Source organism: Achromobacter sp. SIMBA_011, assembly GCF_046535435.1.
Lineage (GTDB): Bacteria > Pseudomonadota > Gammaproteobacteria > Burkholderiales > Burkholderiaceae_B > Achromobacter > Achromobacter dolens.
On the sequence record NZ_JAWRWN010000001.1, the window covers coordinates 1,022,014 to 1,042,969 of the forward strand.

Here is a 20,956-nt window from a genome sequence, read left to right on the forward strand (position 1 = left end):
GAGCGGCTCTGTGGCATGCTGTGGGCTGCCCGCCGTCTCCCGACTCTCAAGCATGTCCAGATTCCTGTCGCGCCTGTGCGATTTCCTGTTGTTCTTCGCCACCGCGTCTTTGTTCGGCGCCTGCCTGACCGCCAAATTGCGCACGGGCAGCTATGGGTTGGAAATTCCCGAGGCGCCCTATATGTACGAGCGCGTCGATTTCTTCCTGCACGCGGCATTCGCTGGGCTGGCCGCGACGGCGGCCCTGGCGCTGGCGGAGCGATTGGCGCGCAGCCGTCTCCCGGCGCTTGGACGCGCCGGGCTAGTCGCGGTGGCCGCATTGCTCGCAATCTACCTCGGGCCGCCGGACCCACAGGTATTCGGCGCCACCTGGGCGCGCTGGGAGGCGACCTTCGAGTTGTTCCTGGCGCAGTGGGATATCGCGCTGCCGCTGGCGCTGGCCGCCGCGGCCGTGCGCGGCGTCCTGCCCGGCGCGGCTGGGTCGCCGCGCTAGCCGCGCAACCTGCGATCCAGTTCCAGCACGGTCTGGTACAGCACGCGGGTGCCGTCCAGCAACTGCGCCGGCTCGATCCACTCCTCGGGGCAGTGGCTACGTCCGTTCAGGCAGGGGATGAAGATCATGCCGATGGGGCCGGTGGGCGCCATGTAGACGGCGTCGTGGCCGGCGCCGCTGGGCAGGCGCATGCTGGCGTAGCCGAGCTGGTCGGCGGCGGCCTGCACCGCGTCCATCACCAGCGGGGTGCAGTCGGTGGGCTGGGCCCGGCTCAACTGCGCGAAGCCGGCGGTCAGGCGGAGGGCCTTCAGGTCGGCGGCCACGCCGGCCATCAGGGTTTCGGGGAAGGCGTCCAGTACGGCGTTGCTGTCGCTGCGCATTTCCAGCGTCAGCTCGACGCGGCCCGGCACGGCGTTGGCGGCGTTGGGCGTCATGGCGAGCTTGCCGACGGTGGCGACCACGTAGTGCGGATGGCCGCTGGCGGCGCTGGCCTGGCGGCTGGCGGCGTCGATGATGCGGGCCGCGCCGACCAGCGCGTCGCGGCGGATGTCCATGGGCGTGGTGCCGGCGTGGTCGGGCTGGCCTTCGACCGTGATCAGCACGCGGCGGATGCCGACGATGTTGGTGACCACGCCGATGGGCAAATGGCGGCTTTCCAGCACGGGGCCCTGCTCGATGTGCAGTTCGACGAAGGCGGCGGTGCCGTCCGGGCCGCGCAGGGGCCGAGCCAGCGCGCTGGGGTCGCCGCCGATGCGGGCGATGCCCTGCGCCAGCGTCTCGCCGTCGGCGTTGCGGGCAGCCAGCATGTCGGCGCTGAGTTGGCCGCTCAGGGCGCGGCTGCCGACGCAGGAGATGCCGTAGTCGCTGGGTTCTTCCGACAGGAAGTCGATGACCTCGAACGGGTGTTCCAGTTCGATGCCGTGTTCCCGCATGGTGTGGGCGACCTCGATGCCGGCCAGCACGCCGATGATGCCGTCGAAGCGGCCGCCGCTCATGACGGTGTCGCAGTGCGAGCCGGTGGCGATGGGCTTGCGCTGCGCGTTGCGGCCGGCGCGCGTGCCGATGAGGTTGCCGCCGGCGTCCAGGCGGGTGGTCAGGCCGGCGGCCTCGAACTCGCCGCGCAGCCACTCGCGCGCTTGCAGGAACAGCGGCGAAAAGGCGCGCCGGGTCCAGGGTTGGTCGGGCAGGGTGTAGCGCGACAGGGTCTCGACGCGCGACCACAGGCGCTCAGCGTTCAACGGCGGAAAGGACATGGCCATGCCGTTCATGCCTTGCGCGGGCGCAGGAAGCGGCCGTCGCCCGGGTTGTTGACGATGCGGCGGCCGTCATAGACCTGCTGGCCGCGGCACCACGTGCCGGCCACGCGCACGGTGAATTCGCGGCCCTCGAACGAACTCCATTGCACCGCCGACAGGCTGGTGGACGGATCGTAGGCATGGCGTTCCGGCGTCAGGATGACGATGTCGGCGTCCTTGCCGACCTCCAGCGTGCCCTTGCGGTCATCCAGCAGGAAGTGGCGCGCGGGGTTGTCGCACAACTGGCGCACCACCATCGATGGCGAGATGCCGTGTTCCTCGCAACCGGTCCAGAAGGCCGGCAGCAGCGTTTCCAGGCCCGGGCCGCCGGACGAGTTCTTGAAGACGTTGGGGTTCTGCTTGCGCTCCAGGCCCCAACTGACGTGATCCGACGACACGAAGGTGCATTCGTCGTTGGCGATGTGGGTCCACAGCAGGTCGACCTCGGCCTTGGGGCGGATCGGCGGGTAATGCTTGGTCTTGGCGCCGAAGCGGCGCGTGTGTTCCTCGTGGTTCAGCATCAGGTACTGCACGCAGGTCTCGATGCTGGCGCGGTGGCCGTTGCGGCGGTACATGTTGCAGATCTCGAAACCGCGCGAGGTCGAGACGTGCACCGCGTGGGCGCGGGCGCCGGTCTCGGCGCCGATCTCGTAGATCAGCGCGGTGGCCAGGTTCTCGATCAGCGGCGTATGGGCACGCATGAAGGCATCCCAGCCGGTGTCGTCGGCCTCGATCAGGCGGGCGATGTTCTTGCGCGTCATCTCCTGCATCTGGTTGTGCACGCCGCACACCAGGCCGGACGGCGCGATCAGGCGGAAGGCCTCGTACAGGTCGTCTTCCTCGATACGCGGGAAGCGGCCCGGGGTGGCTTCGAAGGTCGAGAACTTGAAGGCACAGACGCCGCCTTCGATCAGGCCGGCGGCGGCCGCCAGGCCGTGTTCCTTGTTCAGGGTGCCGAACAGCCCCACGTCCACGTGGCAGTCGCGCTCGACCTCGGCGATCTTGGCGTCCAGGTGCGGGCGCGAGGCGACCGGCTCGGGATCGTCGTAGGGCATGTCGACCATGACCGTGACGCCGCCGGCGGCGGCCGCGCGCGAGGCCCAGCCCAGGCCTTCCTGGTTGGCCTGGCTGCCGGAGTGCACCTGGCCGTCGACCACGCCGGGAATGATCCACTGCCCGCTGGCGTCGACGCTGTCGCGCGCCGCGGGGGGCGCGCCGATGCCGCGCGCGGCGATCCTGCCGTCCCGCACGGCCAGCCAGCCGTTTTCCACGATACCGTGCGGATCGACGATATTGCCGCGCACCACCCAATCGAAATCGCTCATGACCCCTTCCATCCAATGAAGAACTGTAGGGCAGTGTAGTAAGCGCGATTCAAAACGTCTTATGCTTATATGTGCATGGGAATTAACATCAGGTTAAGCATATGAAATTGAATCTGCGCCAGATCGAGGTCTTCCGCGCCATCATGTTGAGCGGCTCGATCAGCGGCGCTTCCAAGCTGCTGTTCGTGTCCCAGCCGGCCGTCAGCCGGCTGATCGCCTACACCGAGCAGCGCCTGGGCCTGATGCTGTTCGAGCGCATCAAGGGGCGGCTCTACCCCACGCCGGAGGCGCGTCGGCTGTTCGTCGAAGTGACCGCGCTTTACCAGAACGTGCAGCGCGTCAACGAGGTGGCCGACAACCTGGCCGAGAACCGCGAGGGCCAATTGCGCCTGGCCTGTAGCCCGAGCCTGGGCCAGTCGCTGCTGCCGCGCGCCATCGCCCGTTTTCGCCAACTGCATCCGGAAATCCGCATCGTGCTGCAGACGCAGATTCCGGCGGCGATGGAACAGTCGCTGCTGACCCAGCAGGTCGAGCTGGGCGTGGCCTACATGCCCGTGAACCATCCCAGCCTGGCGACCCGGCCGCTGTACGAGAACCGCATCGTCGCGGTGCTGCCCGCCGGCCATCCGCTGGCCGGACGCCGCCAGGTCACCGCCGCCGAACTGGCGCGCGAGCCGCTGATCGGCTACAGCGCGGACATTCCCTTCGGCATGCTGGTGCACAAGCTGTTCGGCGCCGAGGACGCGCAGCCCGAGCCGCGCATCGAGGTGCAGCAGGCGCACGTGGCCTGTGCCCTGGTGCAGGCCGGCGCCGGCGTGGCGCTGGCGGACGAGATCACCGTGGCCGGGCCGATCTGGTCGGATGTGGTGACGGTGCCGATCGCCGACACGGTCAACGCGCCGGTCAACGTGTTCCACCTGCAATTGCAGCCGCTGTCGCGGCTGGCGCAGGCCTTCATCGACGTGCTGGTGACGCTGGATCTGCCTGCCGGCGCCTGATCTTCCCCCTGCCGCCGCCTGGGGATATCCCTAGGTCCGTTCCGTCCCGGGATTGCCCCTTGCCCGGGGCGCGCCCCTCCATTAACCCAATGTTATGAACAAGGCATAAAAGGTAATACGACATTAAAGGGATTGGTTCCTATGATGCGCTCGTCTGTCCAGCGCGCACGCCGCTGGCGCTGGTAACGCAATCGGGAAAGGAAGGGTGCAGCAATGGGAAGAATCTTGACGATGCGGGACGTCGAGGCCGCGGTCAGGGGCGGCTCGGTGTTCGCCTGTGGCGGGGGCGGCTGGGCCGAGCATGGCCGCGAACTGGGATCGCTGGCCGTGACCATCGGCCGGCCCGAGCTGGTGTCGATGGACGAAGTGCCCGATGACGCCTGGATCGCCACCGCCGCCGCCATTGGCGCGCCGGGCGGCCTGACCGACTGGCAGATGCTGGGCATCGACTACGTCAAGGCGGCCGAGCGCCTGCAGGATGCGCTGGGCGAGCGCCTGTATGGCCTCATCATCGGCCAGAACGGCATGTCCAGCACGCTCAACGGCTGGCTGCCGTCGGCGGTGCTGGGCACCAAGGTGGTGGACGCGGTGGGCGATATCCGCGCCCATCCCACCGGCGACATGGGCTCGCTGGGCCTGGCCGGCAGCCCCGAGCCGATGATCCAGTGCGCCGTGGGCGGCAACCGCGCCAACAATGCCTATATGGAGCTGACCGTGCATGGCGCCACCGGCAAGGTGTCGCCGGTATTGCGCCGCGCCGCCGACATGGCCGGCGGCTTCATCGCCAGTTGCCGCAACCCGATCCGCGCGTCCTACGTGCGGCGTCACGCCGCGCTGGGCGGCATCAGCCGCGCGCTGGCGCTGGGCGAGGCGATCCTGGCGGCGCAGCCCAAGGGCGGCAGCGCCATCATCGAGGCCATCTGCAAGGCCACGCAGGGCGAGATCATCGGTTCGGGCAAGGTGGCGCGCAACACGCTCAAGTACACCGAGGAAGCCTTCGACATCGGCACCATCGAAATCGGCGAGGGCGCGGGCAAGCGCGTCATCCACGTCATGAACGAACACATGGCCGTGACCGACGTGCAGGGCGTGCGCATCGCCTGCTATCCGGACGTGATCACCACGCTGGACGCCGACGGCAATCCGGTCAGCGCCGGCAAGCTGCGCGAGGGCCTGCAGGTGTCCATCCTGCACGTGTCCAAGCAGCACATCCCGCTGTCATCGAGTGTCACCGACGCGTCGGTCTACCCCATCGTCGAGAAGGCGCTGGGCATGGACTTCACCGGCTACGCGCTGGGCGGAGTCGGCAAGAAGGACATCGACCGCATCGACACGATGGCGACGCGGGTTTGAAAGGCAACACATAACAGCCCCGGACACGGGGCGAATCAACGGGAACGTCAATGAAAAACATCGCAATCAACCCGGGCGCGGGGATGGCGGGGGGCAATGCCGCCCACGCGGGCGCCGACGAGCACAAGGGCGCCAAGAAGGCGGTCATCGCCGCCTCCATCGGCAACGCGCTGGAGTGGTACGACTTTTCGGTCTACGCGCTATTCGCGGTGTATATCGGGCAGAACTTCTTCCACAATGCCGATCCGACGGTGCAACTGATGGCCTCGTTCCTGGCCTTCGGGCTGGGCTTCGTGGTGCGGCCGCTGGGCGCGCTGGTGCTGGGGGCCTATGGCGACCGCGCCGGCCGCAAGGCGGCGCTGACCATGACCATCATGCTGATGGCGCTGGGCACGCTGCTGATCGCCATCGCGCCGCCGTACGCCGCCATCGGCGTGGGCGCGCCGTTGCTGATCGTCTGCGGCCGCATGCTGCAGGGCTTCTCGGCCGGCGGCGAAGTGGGCGGCGCCACCGCCTTCCTGGTCGAGCACGCGCCCGCCGGCAAGCGTGGCCAGTATGCCTCGTGGCTGCAGGCCAGCATGGGCATCTCCAACCTGCTGGGCGCGCTGGTCGCCACGCTGGTCACGACGCTGCTGACGGAAGACCAGGTGGGCGAATGGGGCTGGCGCATTCCGTTCATCGTCGGCCTGTCGATCGCGCCGGTGGGCCTGTGGATGCGCCGCACGCTGGACGAGACGCCGCATTTCCGCGAGGAACAGCAGCGCCAGGCCGCCAGCGGCAAGCCCGTCAAGGCGCCGCTGTTGAGCGTGCTGCGCGATTATCCGCGCGAGCTGTTCACCGGCCTGTGCATGTCGGTGCTGTGGGCCATCGGTCCCTACGCGCTGATCATCTTCATGCCGATCTACGTGCAAAAGAGCATGGGTTTCACCAGCTCTCAGGCCTTCCTGGGCGCGCTGATCGGCAACCTTTTCCTGATCGGCGGCTGCTTCTTCTCGGGCACGCTGTCCGACCGCTACGGCCGCCGCGCCGTGCTGCGCGCCTCGGCGCTGTTGCTGCTGATCGCGGTGTATCCGCTGATGATGTGGCTGCAGGCCAACCACACGCAGCTCGCGCTGATCGTGGTGCAGTCGTCGTTCTGCCTGCTGGTGGCGCTGTACGTCGGCACCGCGCCGTCGGCGCTGTCGGAGGTGTTCCCGACGGCGGTGCGCTCGTCCGGCATGTCCCTGGCCTACAACACCGCGGTGACGGTGCTGGGCGGCTTCGCGCCGGCCATCCTGACCTGGATCACCTACACCACCGGCGTGGCCTTCGCGCCGGCGCTGTATGTGATGGGCGCCTGCGTGGTGGCGCTGGTGGCCTTGACCGTGCTGCCGCAGAAGAACCACGCCTGAGGCCGACGCGCCGGGCGCGGCCGTGGATGCCGTGGCCGCGCGCTGCCCGGGGCGTGGGGGAGCAGGCTGGAGCCTTCGCCGCCGGGGCCGCTGACGATGGGCTTTCCGCTGGAACACTGTGTTGCGCCGTGGGTGCCCGCGGCGCGGCCGGCGGGCGTTTGCTTGCGGGCGATTTGCGCTACATTTGCCCGACGCGCGCGGGGCGCCAGCCAGGCGTCCCGCCTGTCACGATCGTCATCCCTTACCGCCACCGGATCTCCAGGAGCTCCCCCGCATGTCCTCCCTCGACGCGTTCGCCATCACCCGGAAATGGCCGGCCCAGCATCCCGACCGCATCCAGTTGTATTCGCTGCCCACGCCCAACGGCGTCAAGGTGTCGATCCTGCTGGAAGAGCTGGGCCTGCCCTATGAGCCGCATCGGGTCAGTTTCGACTCGCAGGACCAGTTCTCGCCGGAATTCCTGTCGCTCAGCCCGAACAACAAGATCCCGGCCATCCTCGACCCCAACGGTCCGGACGGCAAGCCGCTGGCGCTGTTCGAGTCCGGCGCCATCCTGGTGTACCTGGCCAGCAAGACCGGCCAGTTCATCCCGGCCGACACCGCCGGCCGCTACGAGACCCTGCAATGGGTGATGTTCCAGATGGGTGGCATCGGCCCGATGTTCGGCCAGTTGGGCTTCTTCCACAAGTTCGCCGGCAAGGACTACGAGGACAAGCGTCCGCGCGACCGCTACGTGGCCGAATCCAAGCGCCTGCTGGGCGTGCTGGACAAGCGCCTGGAAGGGCGCGACTGGGTCATGGGCGAGCAATACACCATTGCCGATATCGCCATCCTGCCTTGGGTGCGCAACCTGGTCGGTTTCTATGGCGCCGGCGATCTGGTCGAGTTCTCGCAGTTCAAGAACGTCGCCCGCGTGCTGGAGGCCTTCGTGGCGCGTCCGGCGGTGGCCAAGGGCCTGACGATCCCGGCCTGACGGCGGTCATTGGCGCGGGTCGGCGCGGCCGCCAGGTCCGCCGCTCCCGCCCCAAATCTGACCGTTTTCCGATTCTTGCCCTGTTAATGAGTCGGAGGACGCGCAGTGGTTTGCGCCCCGTCAAACAACCCCGATCCTTTCATGCTTTTCGGTAATATGGTTATTACTGAAAGGCGTAAGCTGCCTCCATAAGCTGGACGACGCAGTACGAACCCCCGACGTGCGCGCTGCCCGGCACGCAACGGAGGGTCAGAATGAAGCATTTCGGGATCAAGGCGGTGGCGCTGGTGGCGCTGCTGGGAATAGGCGGCGGCATCGGCGGCGCGCACCTGTTGACCGCCATCCGCAAGACGGACGCCACCGCCGCCGTCGATCCGCAGGATCGCCGGCTGGCCGAAGCCGGCGCCTACCTCGCGCGCACCGCCGACTGTGTCGCCTGTCACAGCGTGCCGGGCGACAAGCCCTTCGCGGGCGGCCTGGCGATGCAGACGCCGGTCGGCACTATCTACTCTTCCAATATCACGCCCGACAAGGCCAGCGGCATCGGCGCCTACAGCTACGCCGATTTCAAGAACGCGGTGCAGTACGGCATCCGCAAGGACGGCGCGGCGCTCTATCCGGCCATGCCGTATCCGTCGTACGCCATCATGCCCGACCGCGACATCCAGGCGCTCTATGCCTACTTCATGTCGCAGGTCGAACCCGTGGACAAACCCAGCGCCGACTCCACCATCCCGTGGCCCCTGAACATGCGCTGGCCCATGGCCTGGTGGCAACTGCTGTTCGCCGGCAAGCGCGACTTCGCCGCGCCAGCGGGCGCCGACGAGCAGGTCAGGCGCGGCGCCTACCTGGTGGAAGGCCCGGGCCACTGCGGCGCCTGCCACACGCCGCGCGGCCTGGCCTACCAGGAAAAGGCGCTGTCCATGGCCGACGGCGACGCCTTCCTGTCGGGCGCCGTGATCGACGGCTGGCGCGCCAAGAGCCTGCGCGGCGAGGCCCGCGGCCTGGCCTCCTGGAGCGCGGCCGACATCGCCCTGTTCCTGAAGACCGGCCGCACCGACCGGGTGGCGGTGTTCGGCGCCATGGCCGACGTGGTCGAGCACAGCACGCGCTATTTCACCGACGACGACCTGGCCAGCATCGCCGCTTACCTGAAGCAGCTGCCGCCGGTGCCCGGCAAGGCGCCGGCCTTCCCGGCCAAGGCGGATGTCACCACGGCGTCGCTGCTGGCCGGCCGCTACGACTCGCGCGGCGCGGTGATCTACATGGAGCATTGCGTCATCTGCCACCGCGCCGATGGCCAGGGCATGCCGCGCATCTTCCCGGCCCTGGCGGGCAACTCCGCGATCTTCGCGCAGAACCCGCAGTCCATCATCCAGATCACGCTGGAAGGCGGCAAGATGCCCGCCAACGACCATGACGCCATGGCCTTCGCGATGCCGCGCTTCAACCACCTGAGCGACCAGGACATCACCGACGTCATCAATTTCATCCGCACGGCCTGGACCAACCAGGCGCCGCCGATCGCCAGCGACGAGGTCGCGCACATCCGTGGTTTCCTGGCCAGCAAGAAGCCGAACATCGTGTCGGGAGGCAAGCATGAATAAGCTCTACAAGATCGCCGCCGCGGCGGCGCTGTTGGCCGGGGGCGGCCTGGCCGCGCTGGCGGCGCCGCCGGCGCCGGCCGGCGAAACCAGGACTTTCGCCGTGCTCGACAAAGACGGCAAGCGGCTGGCCGACTACACCATTCCGTCCGACACCCTGATCGACAAGGCGCCCAACGCCGAGCAGATCCGCTACGGCCAGCGCCTGCTCAACGAGACCCGCCGGCTGCTGCCGGATAACACCGGCGCTAGCCTCAATTGCAGCAGCTGCCATGTTCAGCAGGGCAAGAAGCCGCTGGGCGCGCCCTACATCAATTCGGTCAATTCGTTCCCCCAGTTCAATCCGCGCGCGGGCCGCGAAGTGACGCTGGCGGACCGCATCAACGGCTGTTTCCAACGCTCGATGAACGGCAAGCCGCTGGACAAGGAGTCGCCGGAAATGCTGGCGATGCTGGCCTACATGAAGTGGCTGGCGCAGGACGTGCCGCACGGCGCCCAGGTGCAGATCAAGAATGCCTGGCCCATCGACACCAAGCTGGTGCCCGACGCGGCGCGCGGCAAGACCCTGTACGCGGCGCAGTGCGCCGCCTGCCACGGCGCCAATGGCGAAGGCAAGCGCGACGGCGCCGGCAATATCGTGTTCCCGCCGTTGTGGGGCGAGGAATCGTTCAACATCGGCGCCGGACTGGCCCGCACCTACAAGGCGGCGGCCTTCATCCGCAACAGCATGCCGATGGGCGTGAATACCCATGGCAACTGGGGCGAGGGCAAGGTGCTGTCCGACCAGGACGCGGTCGACGTGGCCGAGTACTTCACGCACATGCCGCGGCCGGACTTTCCGCCCAAGGACAAGGACTGGCCGGACGGCAAGAAGCCCAAGGACGCGCGCTATTGAGCAACCGAGCCGGACGCGCGGGCCTGTCCCGTCCGGGGCGGCCCGGATCCGGGCAGGGTGATGGCGCGCTCCACGCCCTACAATCGGCGAGTCTTCCCTCGTGATCGTCCCGGGCCCGCCATGGAACTGCGCCAGCTTCGTTATTTCGTTCGCGTCGTCGAAGCCGGCAGCATCGGCCGCGCGGCCATGTCGCTGGGCATGGTGACGTCGGCGCTCAGCCAGCAGATCAGCCGGCTCGAAGGCGAGCTGGCCACCCGGCTGCTGCAACGCAGCGCCAGCGGCGTGGTGCCCACCGATGCCGGGCTGGCGTTTTTCCGCCAGGCACAGCTCGCGCTGCGCCATGCCGACGACGCCGTCCATGCCGCGCAGCAGGCGCGCCTGGCCGGCCACGTCAGCGTCGGCCTGTCGTCCACGACCGCCTCCATCCTGGGGGCGCCGTTCGTGCAGGCCATGAACGCGCGCTATCCGGACATTCGCCTGCACCTGGTCGAGGCGTTGTCGGGCCACCTGGCCGACATGCTCAACGGCCGCCAGCTCGACCTGGCCATCGTGTTCCATGCCGAAGCGGCGCGCCGCTGGAGCGTGACGCCGTTGCTGGACGAGCCCCTGTACCTGTGCGCCGGGCGCGGCATGACGGGCCTGCCCGCCGGCCCCGCCACCCGCCTGGAGGAGATCGCGGGCCTGCCGCTGGTGCTGCCCAGCGGCCGCCACGGGCTGCGCGCCCTGGTCAGCCGGGGATTCCAGCAGCGCGGGTTGACGCCCCGCGTGGTGGCCGAAGTCGATGGCCTGGCGTTGTTGATGGAGGTGGTGCAACTGGGCTACGCCGCCACCATCCAGCCCAGTTCCGCCACCGCCCGCATCGCGCCGGGGCAGTTGGCCATGGCGCGGATCGACGACGCCGACCTGTTCCGGCCCAACCTGCTGGCCAGCCTGTCGGACGACGAATTGTCGCCGGCGGCGCTGGCCGCGAGGTTGGTGCTGGCCGACGTCTCGCGCACCCTGGCGCGCGACGGCAAATGGGCGGTGACCGCGCTGCATGCGTCTTGAGCGGGCGGCGCGTGCTGCCCATGAGCGGTACTCACACAGTGGCGGAATACCGCCCTTCACGAATCATGAAGACCCGTTGACGGCGCGCTGATATCGCGGCGCGCGGCGTCGGCCTACAGTCCGTTCCTTGATCCGGGAACGATGACATGGTCGATGTATTGGTGATAGGCGGAGGCAACGCGGCGCTGTGCGCGGCCCTGATGGCGCGCGAGGCGGGCGCCAGCGTGTTGCTGCTGGAGGCCGCGCCGCGCGAATGGCGCGGCGGCAATTCGCAGCACACGCGCAACCTGCGCTGCATGCACGACGCGCCGCAGGACGTGCTGGTGGACGCCTATCCGGAAGAGGAATACTGGCAGGACCTGCTCAAGGTCACCGGCGGCCAGACCGACGAGAAACTGGCGCGGCTGGTGATCCGCGAATCCGCCACCTGTCGCGACTGGATGCGGCGCCATGGCGTCAATTTCCAGCCGCCGCTGTCGGGCGCGCTGCACGTGGCCCGCACCAATGCCTTCTTCATGGGCGGCGGCAAGGCGCTGGTCAATGCCTATTACCGCAGCGCCGAGGCCCTGGGCGTGCGCATCCGCTACGACGCGCCGGTGGACGCGCTGGAACTGCAGGACGGCCGCTTCAAGGCCGCCCGCATCGGCGCCGAGCGCATCGAGGCGCGCGCCTGCGTGCTGGCGGCGGGCGGCTTCGAGTCCAACCGCGACTGGCTGCGCGAGGCCTGGGGCCGCAACGAGCGCGGCGAATGGCCGGCCGACAATTTCCTCATCCGCGGCACCCGCTACAACCAGGGCGTGCTGCTCAAGTTCATGCTGGACGCCGGCGCCGACCGCATCGGCGATCCGTCGCAGTCGCATTGCGTGGCCATCGACGCGCGCGCGCCGCTGTACGACGGCGGCATCTGCACCCGCATCGACTGCGTCTCGCTGGGCGTGGTGGTCAACCGCGACGCGCAACGCTTCTACGACGAGGGCGAGGATTTCTGGCCCAAGCGCTACGCCATCTGGGGCCGCCTGACGGCCATGCAGCCGGGGCAGATCGCCTACTCCATCATCGACGCCAAGGCCGTGGGCCGTTTCATGCCGCCGGTGTTTCCCGGCGTCACCGCCGATTCCGTGGCGGAACTGGGGCGGCGACTGGGACTGGACCCGGTGGCGTTCGAGCACACCATCCGCGCATACAACCAGGCCTGTAGGACCGGCACCTTCGACCATACGACACTGGACGACTGCCGCACGGAGGGCCTGGCGCCCGCCAAGACCCACTGGGCCCGGCCCATCGACACCGCGCCGTTCTACGGCTACGCGCTGCGGCCCGGCATCACCTTCACCTATCTGGGCCTGAAGGTGGACGAGACCGCCGCGGTCCGCTTCAACGGCGTTCCCAGCGACAACCTGTTCGTGGCCGGCGAGATGATGGCGGGCAACGTGCTGGGCAAGGGCTACACGGCGGGCGTCGGCATGTCCATCGGCACCGCGTTCGGCCGGATTGCCGGCACGCGCGCCGCGGCCGCCGCGCGCCAATCGCATCACGCAGGAGCACAGCATGCGGCAGCTTGAAACCCTGGCCCGCGAGGCCCAATCGTTCCCGCAGGCCGCGCCGGCGATGGTCGAACAGCCGGTGCGCTGGCATGGCCGTGGCGCCGCGCTCAGCACCGACGAAGCCGAAGTGGCGCGCGTCATGCAGATCTGCAATGCCTGCCGCTATTGCGAAGGCTTTTGCGCCGTCTTCCCGGCCATGACCCGGCGCCTGGAATTCGGCAAGGCCGATCTGAACTACCTGGCCAACCTGTGTCACAACTGCGGCGCCTGTCTGCACGCCTGTCAGTACGCGCCGCCGCACGAGTTCGCGGTGAACGTGCCGCAGGCCATGGCCAAGGTGCGGCTGCAGACCTACACCGAGTACGCGTTTCCGGCCGTGCTGGGCAAACTGTACCGGCGCAACGGGCTGGCGCTGTCGCTGGCCACGGCGGCGGGACTGGCATTGTTTCTGGCATTGACGGTGATGCTGACGGGCGGGCTGTTCCACGCGCCCATGGCGGGCAATTTCTATGCGGTGTTCCCGCACAACACGCTGGCGCTGATGTTCGGCGCGGTGTTCGGCTTCGCCATGCTGGCGTTGGGCATCGGCGCGGCGCGCTTCTGGCGCGACGTCAGCCCGGGCGCGGCCAGCGGCGCGGCGGTGGCCGAGGCCGCGCACGATGCGCTGCGCCTGCGCTACCTGGACGGCGGCCATGGCAAGGGCTGCAACAACGCCGACGATGCCTTCACCCTGCGGCGCCGGCGCTTCCACCATTTCACGTTCTACGGCTTCATGCTGTGCTTTGCCGCGACCTGCGTGGCCACGCTGTATCACTACCTGCTGGGGCAGCAGGCGCCTTATCCGTTCTGGAGCGCGCCGGTGCTGCTGGGCACGGCGGGCGGCATTGGCCTGTTGATCGGGCCGGCGGGGCTGCTGTGGCTGAACCTGAAGCGCCATCCGCTGCAGGGCGACGCGGCGCAGAAGCCGATGGACCGGGGTTTCATCGCCTTGCTGCTGCTGACCAGCGCCACCGGCCTGGCGCTGCTGGCCGGCCGTGATACCGGCGCCATGGCCCTGCTGCTGGCAGTGCACCTGGGCGTTGTGATGGCGCTGTTCCTGACCTTGCCCTACGGCAAGTTCGCCCATGGCATCTATCGCTCGGCCGCGCTGTTGAAGTGGTCGATCGAGAAGCGGCAGCCCGACAAGTTGCAGTTGGGCGCCGATTGAGCCGCGGGCGGGCCGCCCGCGCATGACGGCGTCCTCGAAGACGCCGCGATCCCAATATTCCCCAGGAGACTTGCATGATCCCTCATCGCCTTGCCCGCGCGGCATTCGCCGCCGCCTGTCTGCTGCCGGCGCTGCCGGCCGCGCACGCGCAGACCTTTCCCGCCAAGCCCATCACGCTGGTCGTGCCGCATTCGGCCGGCGGCACCTCCGACATCCTGGCGCGCACGGTGGCGGCCGAGGCGGCGAAGACGCTGGGGCAGACCATCGTGATCGACAACAAGGGCGGCGCCAACGGCACCATCGCCGCCAAGCAGGTGGCATCGGCCGCGCCCGACGGCTATACGCTGCTGCTGGCGACCGCCAGCACGCACGGCATCAACCCGTCGCTGTATTCGCGCATCTCGTATGACGCGGTCAAGGACTTCGCGCCGGTCACGCTGCTGGCCACCGTGCCCAACGTGCTGGTGGTCGGTCCCAACGTGAAGGCCGCGACCGTGTCCGACCTGATCGCCTACGTCAAGGCGCAGGGCGATCGCAGCAACATGGGTTCTGCCGGGGCGGGGACGCCGGGCCACCTGGCCGGCGAGATGTTCAAACGGGCCGCCGGCCTGCAGTTCACGCATGTGCCGTACAAGGGCGGCAGTCCGGCCATCACTGACCTGATCGGCGGTCAGATCGACTTCATGTTCACAACCATTCCTGGCGTGCTGCCGCACGTCAAGGCGGGCACGCTGCGCGCGCTGGCGGTGACCTCGCCGCAGCGCTCGCCGGCATTGCCCGAGATTCCGACCATGGCGGAGTCGGGCCTGGCGGGGTTCCAGGCGCTGTCGTGGCACGGCGTGGTGGCGCCGGCGGGCACGCCGGACGCGGTCGTGGCGCGCTTGAACGAAGCCTTGGGCGGGGCCTTGGCCGCGCCGACGGTCCGGCAGCGCCTGATGGAAGAGGGGGCGCAGGCATCGACCCTGCATACGGCCGCATTCGGCGCGTTCATCGACCGGGAGATCGCGGCCTGGGCGCAGGCCGTGAAGGATTCCGGCGCCACCGCGAACTGAGCGCGTTGCGCGGCGGCGTCCCGCCTCAGCGGTGAGGCTTCAACCCGCCTGGTAGGCGTCGCACAGGGCCAGGTATTCGTCGCCGCTGATCGCCAGCGCCATGGCCGGGATCAGCACGCGCTTGCGATCCGGCAGCGAGGTCTTAAGCTGGATCTGGCGGCCGATCGGAATGCCGACGTAGGTCTGGTTGACGTAGGTGTTCTCGTTGATGGCGCGCCACGGGATGAGCGTGCCGTCCGTCACGCGCAGGCCTTGGCGGGTGAAGGTGATGACGGGTTTGGGGGCGCCGAACGCGCGCATCAGGCAGCGGATCACCAGCCACACGCCGATGGCCGCGATGGCGGCGAAGAACGCCATGCCGCCCAGATTGCCGCGGGCGCGCGCGGCCAGCGCGCCGAATGCCACCGCGGCCACTGTCCAGATGACGGCGCCAGCGATGAGGCGGTTGCGCGAGTGGTAGACCGGGCGATCGGCCAGGGTCTGGGCTTGGTGCGAGGCGGAGCTGTAGATTTCCATGTCTGGGTTGAAGGGCTAAGGGTGAATGGCCGCCATGCGGGCGGGCGTTGGAATCAGGCGGGCAGGTAATGCCGCAGGCAGGCCAGCAGCACCGGCTCGTTGTCGATGCTGGAGCGGTCGACCTTGTGGGTCTTGCCGCGCGCGACGATGATCAGCGTCTCGTCGGTCTCCATGCCTTCGCTGTCGGATTGCGTGCGGATGGTGTCGATGCTGGCCCACGGGATCGGCCGGCCCTTGTGGACCAGGCCGGCCGCGTTCATGCCCAGCGCGCCGAAGGAGACGGTGGCGCCGGCATCGATGCGGCGCCGGACGTCGGCTTCGAGATGGCCGCCCACGCGCGCGTCCAGCAGGTCGAGCAATGCGTCGGCATGGTCCCAGATCGCCAGCCGCAGCCGCACGCGCCGGCCATTGCCCAGCGTCAACAGCAGGTGATCGCGGTTGTGCCGATGGCGCATCGAAGCGACGTCGCCGTAGGGCACCGTGAGCGCGCCCAGATGCAGCGCCCGCTCATCCAGCGTCAGCGTGGCGGGCGCGCGCCACCAGGCGACCAGGTCCGAGCCGCGCCACAACAGGTAGCCCACGGTCGGCAGGGTCAGGAAGAAGATCAGCCACATGGCGCGATAACGCAGCATCTCGACCAGCAGCCGGCGCGGCAGCAGCCAGATGTCGACGGTGGCCAGCAGTTGCGCGGCGAACAGGTAGAGCAGCGCAGCCGCGCCGAGGTAGCAGCCAAGCGCGTAGCGCGGCAGGATGCGAGGAAAGGAAGCCGTCATGCGAGCAGCGGGCCGCGACGCGGCACCGTCCTGAACTTTGAAGGCTTGGCACTCTAAGGCGATGTCCGGCGGGCCGGGGTTTCCATCTGTATCAATATCGCGTATTTCATGTCGCCACCGGCTTGCCCGGCCCAGGCGCGGAGCGGTTCAAAAGAACTCGCCCCGCCGCACCGCCAGCGCCGCCGCCGCCGCGCGCGTTTCCACGCCAAGCTTGACGTAGAGGTGTTCCAGGTGTTTGTTCACCGTCCGTGGCGCCATGCCCAGGATCTCGGCGATATCCCGATTGGTCTTGCCCTTGGCCAACCAGCGCAGCACATCGGCCTCGCGCGGCGTCAGGCCGTAGGCCGCGGCCAACGGCGCCGTCTCCTGCAATAGCAGCAAGGTCTCGCCGCTACGGCGCGATGCCGACAGACTCAGGGTCAGGCGTCCCCCCGCGCGGGTGATCACCAGGGGTTCAGCTGCCGGCCCGGCCGCCAGATTGCCCGCCACCCAATCCGCCAAGGGCGCCGGCAGCTCCGTCGCATCCTCGGCGCAACCGAAATACGCCGCCAGCCAGAGCCGCGCCTTGCCGGTCTTCCAGATCGGCAGCCCGCGAGCGTCCAGCGCCACCACCGCTCGCGCCGCCGCATCGATCGCGTCAAAGGCCGCCGACAGGCTGCGCGCATTGCGCAAATGCGTCTGCAGCCTGGCCACCACCACATCCGGATCCAGCGGCTTGGTCACGTAATCCACGCCGCCCACCCGAAACCCCTTCAACACGTGCTCGGGCTCGGTCAGGCCCGTCATGAACACCACCGGCACTTCTCCGGCCGCCGGATGCGCTTTCAGGCGCGCGCAGGTCTCGAACCCATCCATTCCCGGCATCACCGCATCGAGCAGCACGATGTCCGGCACCACGAAATCCACCCGTTCTATGGCCGACTGGCCGTCGGTTGCCACCAGCACCTGATACCCCGCTTCATCCAATGCGGTGGAGAGCATTTTCAGATTGTCCGGGGCGTCATCGACCAGCATGACGAGGTTCTTATCGGGCGTGGGCATGGTGACGCTGTACATGGTGTTTAAGCACTTGATTGAATTCGCTCAGTTGAAATTCGCCGGCCAGCATCCGCAGATGCGCCGTCAAATCCCGCGCTTCGGCCCGGCGGCCCTGTATTTCTTCCAGCTTCGCCTGTATGCCCTTGATGTAGCCCATGGCCCCCAGCTCCAGCAGCGCTTCGGCATCCTCGCGCTCCAGCGCCACCCGGTGCAGATCCCCTGCCGGCAGGGCCGCTTCCACCTGCGCCACCTGCCAGTCCAGCTTGAGCAGACGGCCCAACTGGCTCAGCAGGTCCTCGTATATCACGGGCTTGGCAATGAACGCGTCATGCCCGCTCTGCGTCGGATCTTTCGGATCCAGCCCCAGGATATTGGCCGACAGCATCACAATCGGCACGGCCACGCCTTCATCCCGCAAGCGCCGCAGCGCTTCCCATCCGGTCATCTCCGGCATCGAGACGTCCATCAATATCAGGGCCGGCCGCAGCGTATGCACGCAGGCCAGGCAGGCCGCGCCATGCGGCGCTTCGTGCACCTCGAAGCCCAGGGGCTCGAGCAGGTCGCGCACCAGCCGCCGCTGTGACGGCTGGTCGTCCACCGTCAGGATCCGCAGCCGCTCGCCGCGATAACCCACCACCAGTCCCGACGGCCGGGCGTCGCTGCGGGGCGAGCGCACTTCCGGCAGAAACAGCTTGAGCGTGAACACACTGCCGCGGCCGACGGCGCTGCGCACCGTCAGCTCGCCGCCCATGATGCCGGTCAGCATGCGGCAGATGGTCAGGCCCAGGCCCGTGCCGGATTCCGCCTCTTCAGCCGCCGCCCAACTGCGCTCGAAGGGCAGAAAGATGCGTTCCAGATCCTCGGCCGGTATGCCTCGGCCGCTGTCCTGCACTTCGAACAGCACCATGTCCGCGGCAGACTTCACGCGCATCGACACCTGCCCGGCCGAGGTGAATTTCAGCGCGTTGCTCAGCAGGTTGATCAGGATCTGCCGCAGCCGCTTCTCGTCGATATGCACGATGGAAGGCAATTCCGTCGCCTCATAGCGGAAGGCCAGCCCTTTGAGGGCGCTCTGCGGCCGGAACATCTGCACGATCTGCTCCAGAAACTCCGGCAGGCGCAGTTCGCTGTTCTCCAGCCGCAGCCTGCCCGCCTCGATGCGCGCGATGTCCAGCAGGCCATCGATCAGGCCGATCAAATGCTTGCCGCTGCGATGAATCACGTCGATGGCCTCGCGCCGCGCGGGCGGCAAGCCCGGGTCGCGCTGCAGAATCTGCGCATAGCCCATCATGCTGTTCAGCGGCGCGCGCAACTCATGGCTCAGGCCGCCCATGAAGCGGCTCTTGGCCAGATTGGCGCTTTCAGCCGCTTCCTTGGCCTGCTGCAACTGCGCGTCGGTCTGTTTGTGCGCCTCGATCTCGCGCAGCAGCAAATGCGTCTGGCGATCCGATTCCTCTTGCGCCACGCGCCGGCTTTCGTGGGCCAGCACCAGCCACCAGGCCAACACGCCGCCGATCAGCAACAACGCGGCGTAGAGTTTTAAGAAGGTGGGCCGCAAGCCCGAGGGGTCCAGGCCGGCCCGCATGTGACTGGCGTACTCCTGGTAGTAGATCAGGCCCAGGATGCCCGCCAGCAGCGTCCCCATCCCCGCCACGATCAAGAGGTAGTGGCCCAGGCGGCTATGCAGCAGCGGCGTGACCCGCGCCGGCAACAGTCGGCCCAGGACCGCCTGCACCTGGTCCTTCAGCCGTCCCTGCTGCTTGCAGCGATCCTGGCAGCGGGCATCCAGCGTGCAGCACAAGGAACAGATGGGCCCGTTGTAGGCCGGGCAGTGCGCCATGTCGGGCTGTTCAAAACGGTTGGCGCAGATCACGCAGACATGATCCGAACCCGCCACGTCGACCGGCTTGCGCGCCAGGTTGTAGCGTCCCCGCGTGCGCCAGGCGATGACAGGCGCGCAGACGAACGCCGCCAGCAACGCCACAAAAGGCGACAATGCCTGCGCCAGCGCGCCCGCCGTGCCGGGGAACACGCCGGCGAAAGCCAGCAGGCCCAGCGTCATGGCGATCAGCATGCTGCCCACGCCGACCGGATTGATGTCGTACAAATAGGCGCGGCGGAACTCGATCCGCTTCGGCGACAGTCCCAGGGGCTTGTTGATCACCAGGTCGGCCACCAGCGCGCCGATCCAGGCCAGCGCAACGTGCGAGAACACCGCCAGCACATGCTCCAGCGCGCCAAACACGCCCATCTCCATCAGGACCACGGCGATCAGCACGTTGAACACCAGCCACACCACCCGGCCCGGATGGCTGTGCGTGATGCGGGCAAAGAAGTTGGACCAGGCCAGCGAGCCGGCATAGGCATTGGTCACATTGATCTTGACCTGCGAGACCACCACAAAAGCGGTGACCAGCGCCAGCGCCAGGCCGGGATCGCTGACGACATAGGTGTAGGCCGCCAGATACATGTGGGTCGGGTCGCCGGCCTTGTCGGCTGGCGCGCCCCGGGACAGCGCCAGCCAGGCCAGGAAGGCGCCGCCCAGAATCTTGGCCGCGCCCGGCAGGATCCAGCCCGGGCCCGCGCAGACCAGGGCGAGCCACCAGCGCCGGCGATTGGCCGCCGTGCGTTCGGGCAGAAAGCGCAGGAAGTCGACCTGTTCGCCGATCTGCGTCACCAGCGAAGCGGCCACCGCCACCGCCGAGCCGAACATCAGCAGATTGAAACCGCCGCCCCGGCCGTCATGGCCCGGGAACCGCAGGAAATCCTGCAACGTGCCCGGGTCGCGGAAGGCGACGAAGGCATAGGGCAGGAGCAGCAGCACCAGCCATATCGGCTGAGTCCATGACTGCAACCGGCTGATGAAGGTGATGCCATAGGCCACCATGGGCAGGATGACCACGGCGCACAGGAGGTAGCCGATGGACAGCGGCAGGCCGGTGGCCAGCTCGATGGCCAGCGCCATGATGGCCGCCTCCAGCGCAAAGAAGATGAAGGTGAATGAGGCGTAGATCAGCGAGGTGATGGTCGAGCCGATATAGCCGAAGCCGGCCCCCCGCGTCAGCAGGTCCATGTCCAGGCCATGGCGCGCCGCGTAATAGGCGATCGGCAGGCCGGTCAGAAAGGTGACCAGGGCCACGGCGATGATGGCCCAGAAGGCATTGATGAACCCATAGTTCAGCGCCAGCGCGCCGCCGATGGCTTCCAGCGCCAGGAAGGACACCGCGCCCAGGGCGGTATTGGCGACGCGGAATTCCGACCATTTGCGAAACGACACCGGCGTGAAACGCAGGGCATAGTCTTCCAGCGTCTCATTGGCGACCCAGGTGTTGTAGTCACGGCGGATCTTGACGATGCGTTGGGGCGCGCTGGCGGACAAGTCGGGCTCCGGGTGGGGTAGGGGATACGTCATTGAACGTAGTTGCCGTTGTAACGCCCGGGGGCGGGCCTGC

The 20,956-nt window shown here is 68.2% G+C and carries 17 protein-coding genes; 11 read left to right on the forward strand and 6 right to left on the reverse strand.

The features are described 5' to 3' along the window. Nucleotides 1-52 precede the first annotated feature (52 nt). A complete protein-coding gene (locus SB816_RS04800; protein WP_116791610.1) occupies nt 53-493 on the forward strand; it encodes a hypothetical protein in 441 nt (146 codons plus the stop codon). Here the strand turns inward: SB816_RS04800 and SB816_RS04805 are convergent. Further along, nucleotides 490-1,752 (reverse strand): Zn-dependent hydrolase, encoded by a 1,263-nt coding sequence (locus SB816_RS04805; RefSeq protein ID WP_410546570.1) that lies wholly within the window; start codon nt 1,750-1,752, stop codon nt 490-492. The two genes, SB816_RS04800 and SB816_RS04805, sit on opposite strands and share 4 nt — an antisense overlap. A 5-nt stretch (nt 1,753-1,757) precedes the next feature. Further along, nucleotides 1,758-3,113, reverse strand: coding sequence for a dihydroorotase (locus tag SB816_RS04810; protein WP_054500597.1), 1,356 nt, complete (start codon nt 3,111-3,113; stop codon nt 1,758-1,760). A 101-nt stretch (nt 3,114-3,214) separates the two neighbouring features. Here SB816_RS04810 and SB816_RS04815 point away from each other — a divergent pair, with 101 nt between their 5' ends. The 10 genes from SB816_RS04815 to SB816_RS04860 all read left to right on the forward strand — a co-directional run bounded on the left by SB816_RS04815 (nt 3,215) and on the right by SB816_RS04860 (nt 15,177). Then, entirely contained in the window at nt 3,215-4,111 is an 897-nt protein-coding gene (locus tag SB816_RS04815; protein WP_049076313.1) for a LysR family transcriptional regulator, read from the forward strand. A gap of 213 nt (nt 4,112-4,324) precedes the next feature. Next, the gene (locus tag SB816_RS04820; RefSeq protein WP_144655580.1) at nt 4,325-5,464 is read left to right on the forward strand and encodes a DUF917 domain-containing protein; all 1,140 of its coding nucleotides are present in this window, start codon (nt 4,325-4,327) and stop codon (nt 5,462-5,464) included. Nucleotides 5,465-5,514: 50 nt separating this feature from the next. Further along, nucleotides 5,515-6,855: an MFS transporter gene (locus tag SB816_RS04825; RefSeq protein ID WP_081273461.1), complete on the forward strand. Its 1,341-nt coding sequence runs from the start codon at nt 5,515-5,517 to the stop codon at nt 6,853-6,855. A 274-nt stretch (nt 6,856-7,129) separates the two neighbouring features. Then, nucleotides 7,130-7,828, forward strand: a complete 699-nt coding sequence (locus SB816_RS04830) for a glutathione S-transferase N-terminal domain-containing protein (protein WP_063582130.1) — start codon at nt 7,130-7,132, stop codon at nt 7,826-7,828. 254 nt (nt 7,829-8,082) lie between these two features. Next, the gene (locus tag SB816_RS04835; protein WP_049076306.1) at nt 8,083-9,435 is read left to right on the forward strand and encodes a c-type cytochrome; all 1,353 of its coding nucleotides are present in this window, start codon (nt 8,083-8,085) and stop codon (nt 9,433-9,435) included. Further along, nucleotides 9,428-10,327 (forward strand): c-type cytochrome, encoded by a 900-nt coding sequence (locus SB816_RS04840; protein WP_175144818.1) that lies wholly within the window; start codon nt 9,428-9,430, stop codon nt 10,325-10,327. The genes SB816_RS04835 and SB816_RS04840 overlap by 8 nt, the downstream gene beginning before the upstream one ends. Nucleotides 10,328-10,447: 120 nt before the next feature. Then, a complete protein-coding gene (locus SB816_RS04845; protein ID WP_049076303.1) occupies nt 10,448-11,374 on the forward strand; it encodes a LysR family transcriptional regulator in 927 nt (308 codons plus the stop codon). A gap of 146 nt (nt 11,375-11,520) precedes the next feature. Beyond that, nucleotides 11,521-12,936, forward strand: a complete 1,416-nt coding sequence (tcuA, locus tag SB816_RS04850; RefSeq protein ID WP_336234768.1) for an FAD-dependent tricarballylate dehydrogenase TcuA — start codon at nt 11,521-11,523, stop codon at nt 12,934-12,936. After that, nucleotides 12,923-14,125 (forward strand): tricarballylate utilization 4Fe-4S protein TcuB, encoded by a 1,203-nt coding sequence (gene tcuB / locus SB816_RS04855; RefSeq protein ID WP_410546571.1) that lies wholly within the window; start codon nt 12,923-12,925, stop codon nt 14,123-14,125. The genes tcuA and tcuB overlap by 14 nt, the downstream gene beginning before the upstream one ends. A 74-nt stretch (nt 14,126-14,199) precedes the next feature. After that, nucleotides 14,200-15,177, forward strand: coding sequence for a Bug family tripartite tricarboxylate transporter substrate binding protein (locus tag SB816_RS04860; RefSeq protein ID WP_054500605.1), 978 nt, complete (start codon nt 14,200-14,202; stop codon nt 15,175-15,177). Nucleotides 15,178-15,216: 39 nt separating this feature from the next. Here SB816_RS04860 and SB816_RS04865 read toward each other — a convergent pair whose 3' ends face one another. The 4 genes from SB816_RS04865 to SB816_RS04880 all read right to left on the reverse strand — a co-directional run bounded on the left by SB816_RS04865 (nt 15,217) and on the right by SB816_RS04880 (nt 20,916). Then, nucleotides 15,217-15,693: a hypothetical protein gene (locus tag SB816_RS04865; RefSeq protein WP_410546572.1), complete on the reverse strand. Its 477-nt coding sequence runs from the start codon at nt 15,691-15,693 to the stop codon at nt 15,217-15,219. 53 nt (nt 15,694-15,746) lie between these two features. Then, nucleotides 15,747-16,466 carry a hypothetical protein gene (locus tag SB816_RS04870; protein ID WP_410546573.1) on the reverse strand — a complete coding sequence of 240 codons (720 nt, stop codon included), beginning with the start codon at nt 16,464-16,466 and terminating at the stop codon, nt 15,747-15,749. A gap of 147 nt (nt 16,467-16,613) precedes the next feature. Beyond that, nucleotides 16,614-17,507 carry a response regulator transcription factor gene (locus tag SB816_RS04875; RefSeq protein WP_236749484.1) on the reverse strand — a complete coding sequence of 298 codons (894 nt, stop codon included), beginning with the start codon at nt 17,505-17,507 and terminating at the stop codon, nt 16,614-16,616. Then, a complete protein-coding gene (locus SB816_RS04880) occupies nt 17,491-20,916 on the reverse strand; it encodes an ATP-binding protein (RefSeq protein WP_410546574.1) in 3,426 nt (1,141 codons plus the stop codon). Before SB816_RS04880 ends, SB816_RS04875 begins: the two co-directional genes overlap by 17 nt. Nucleotides 20,917-20,956 lie beyond the last annotated feature (40 nt).

Excerpts from the sequence above, each read along its gene's own strand:
- SB816_RS04880 (WP_410546574.1), bottom strand. The coding sequence starts at position 20,916 with ATGACGTATCCCCTACCCCACCCGGAGCCCGACTTGTCCGCCAGCGCG.
- SB816_RS04830 (WP_063582130.1), top strand. The coding sequence starts at position 7,130 with ATGTCCTCCCTCGACGCGTTCGCCATCACCCGGAAATGGCCGGCCCAG.
- SB816_RS04845 (WP_049076303.1), top strand. The coding sequence starts at position 10,448 with ATGGAACTGCGCCAGCTTCGTTATTTCGTTCGCGTCGTCGAAGCCGGC.
- SB816_RS04865 (WP_410546572.1), bottom strand. The coding sequence starts at position 15,693 with ATGGAAATCTACAGCTCCGCCTCGCACCAAGCCCAGACCCTGGCCGAT.
- SB816_RS04805 (WP_410546570.1), bottom strand. The coding sequence starts at position 1,752 with ATGGCCATGTCCTTTCCGCCGTTGAACGCTGAGCGCCTGTGGTCGCGC.
- SB816_RS04820 (WP_144655580.1), top strand. The coding sequence starts at position 4,325 with ATGGGAAGAATCTTGACGATGCGGGACGTCGAGGCCGCGGTCAGGGGC.
- SB816_RS04875 (WP_236749484.1), bottom strand. The coding sequence starts at position 17,507 with ATGCCCACGCCCGATAAGAACCTCGTCATGCTGGTCGATGACGCCCCG.
- tcuB (WP_410546571.1), top strand. The coding sequence starts at position 12,923 with ATGCGGCAGCTTGAAACCCTGGCCCGCGAGGCCCAATCGTTCCCGCAG.
- SB816_RS04870 (WP_410546573.1), bottom strand. The coding sequence starts at position 16,466 with ATGACGGCTTCCTTTCCTCGCATCCTGCCGCGCTACGCGCTTGGCTGC.
- SB816_RS04825 (WP_081273461.1), top strand. The coding sequence starts at position 5,515 with ATGAAAAACATCGCAATCAACCCGGGCGCGGGGATGGCGGGGGGCAAT.
- SB816_RS04815 (WP_049076313.1), top strand. The coding sequence starts at position 3,215 with ATGAAATTGAATCTGCGCCAGATCGAGGTCTTCCGCGCCATCATGTTG.
- tcuA (WP_336234768.1), top strand. The coding sequence starts at position 11,521 with ATGGTCGATGTATTGGTGATAGGCGGAGGCAACGCGGCGCTGTGCGCG.
- SB816_RS04810 (WP_054500597.1), bottom strand. The coding sequence starts at position 3,113 with ATGAGCGATTTCGATTGGGTGGTGCGCGGCAATATCGTCGATCCGCAC.
- SB816_RS04800 (WP_116791610.1), top strand. The coding sequence starts at position 53 with ATGTCCAGATTCCTGTCGCGCCTGTGCGATTTCCTGTTGTTCTTCGCC.
- SB816_RS04840 (WP_175144818.1), top strand. The coding sequence starts at position 9,428 with ATGAATAAGCTCTACAAGATCGCCGCCGCGGCGGCGCTGTTGGCCGGG.
- SB816_RS04835 (WP_049076306.1), top strand. The coding sequence starts at position 8,083 with ATGAAGCATTTCGGGATCAAGGCGGTGGCGCTGGTGGCGCTGCTGGGA.
- SB816_RS04860 (WP_054500605.1), top strand. The coding sequence starts at position 14,200 with ATGATCCCTCATCGCCTTGCCCGCGCGGCATTCGCCGCCGCCTGTCTG.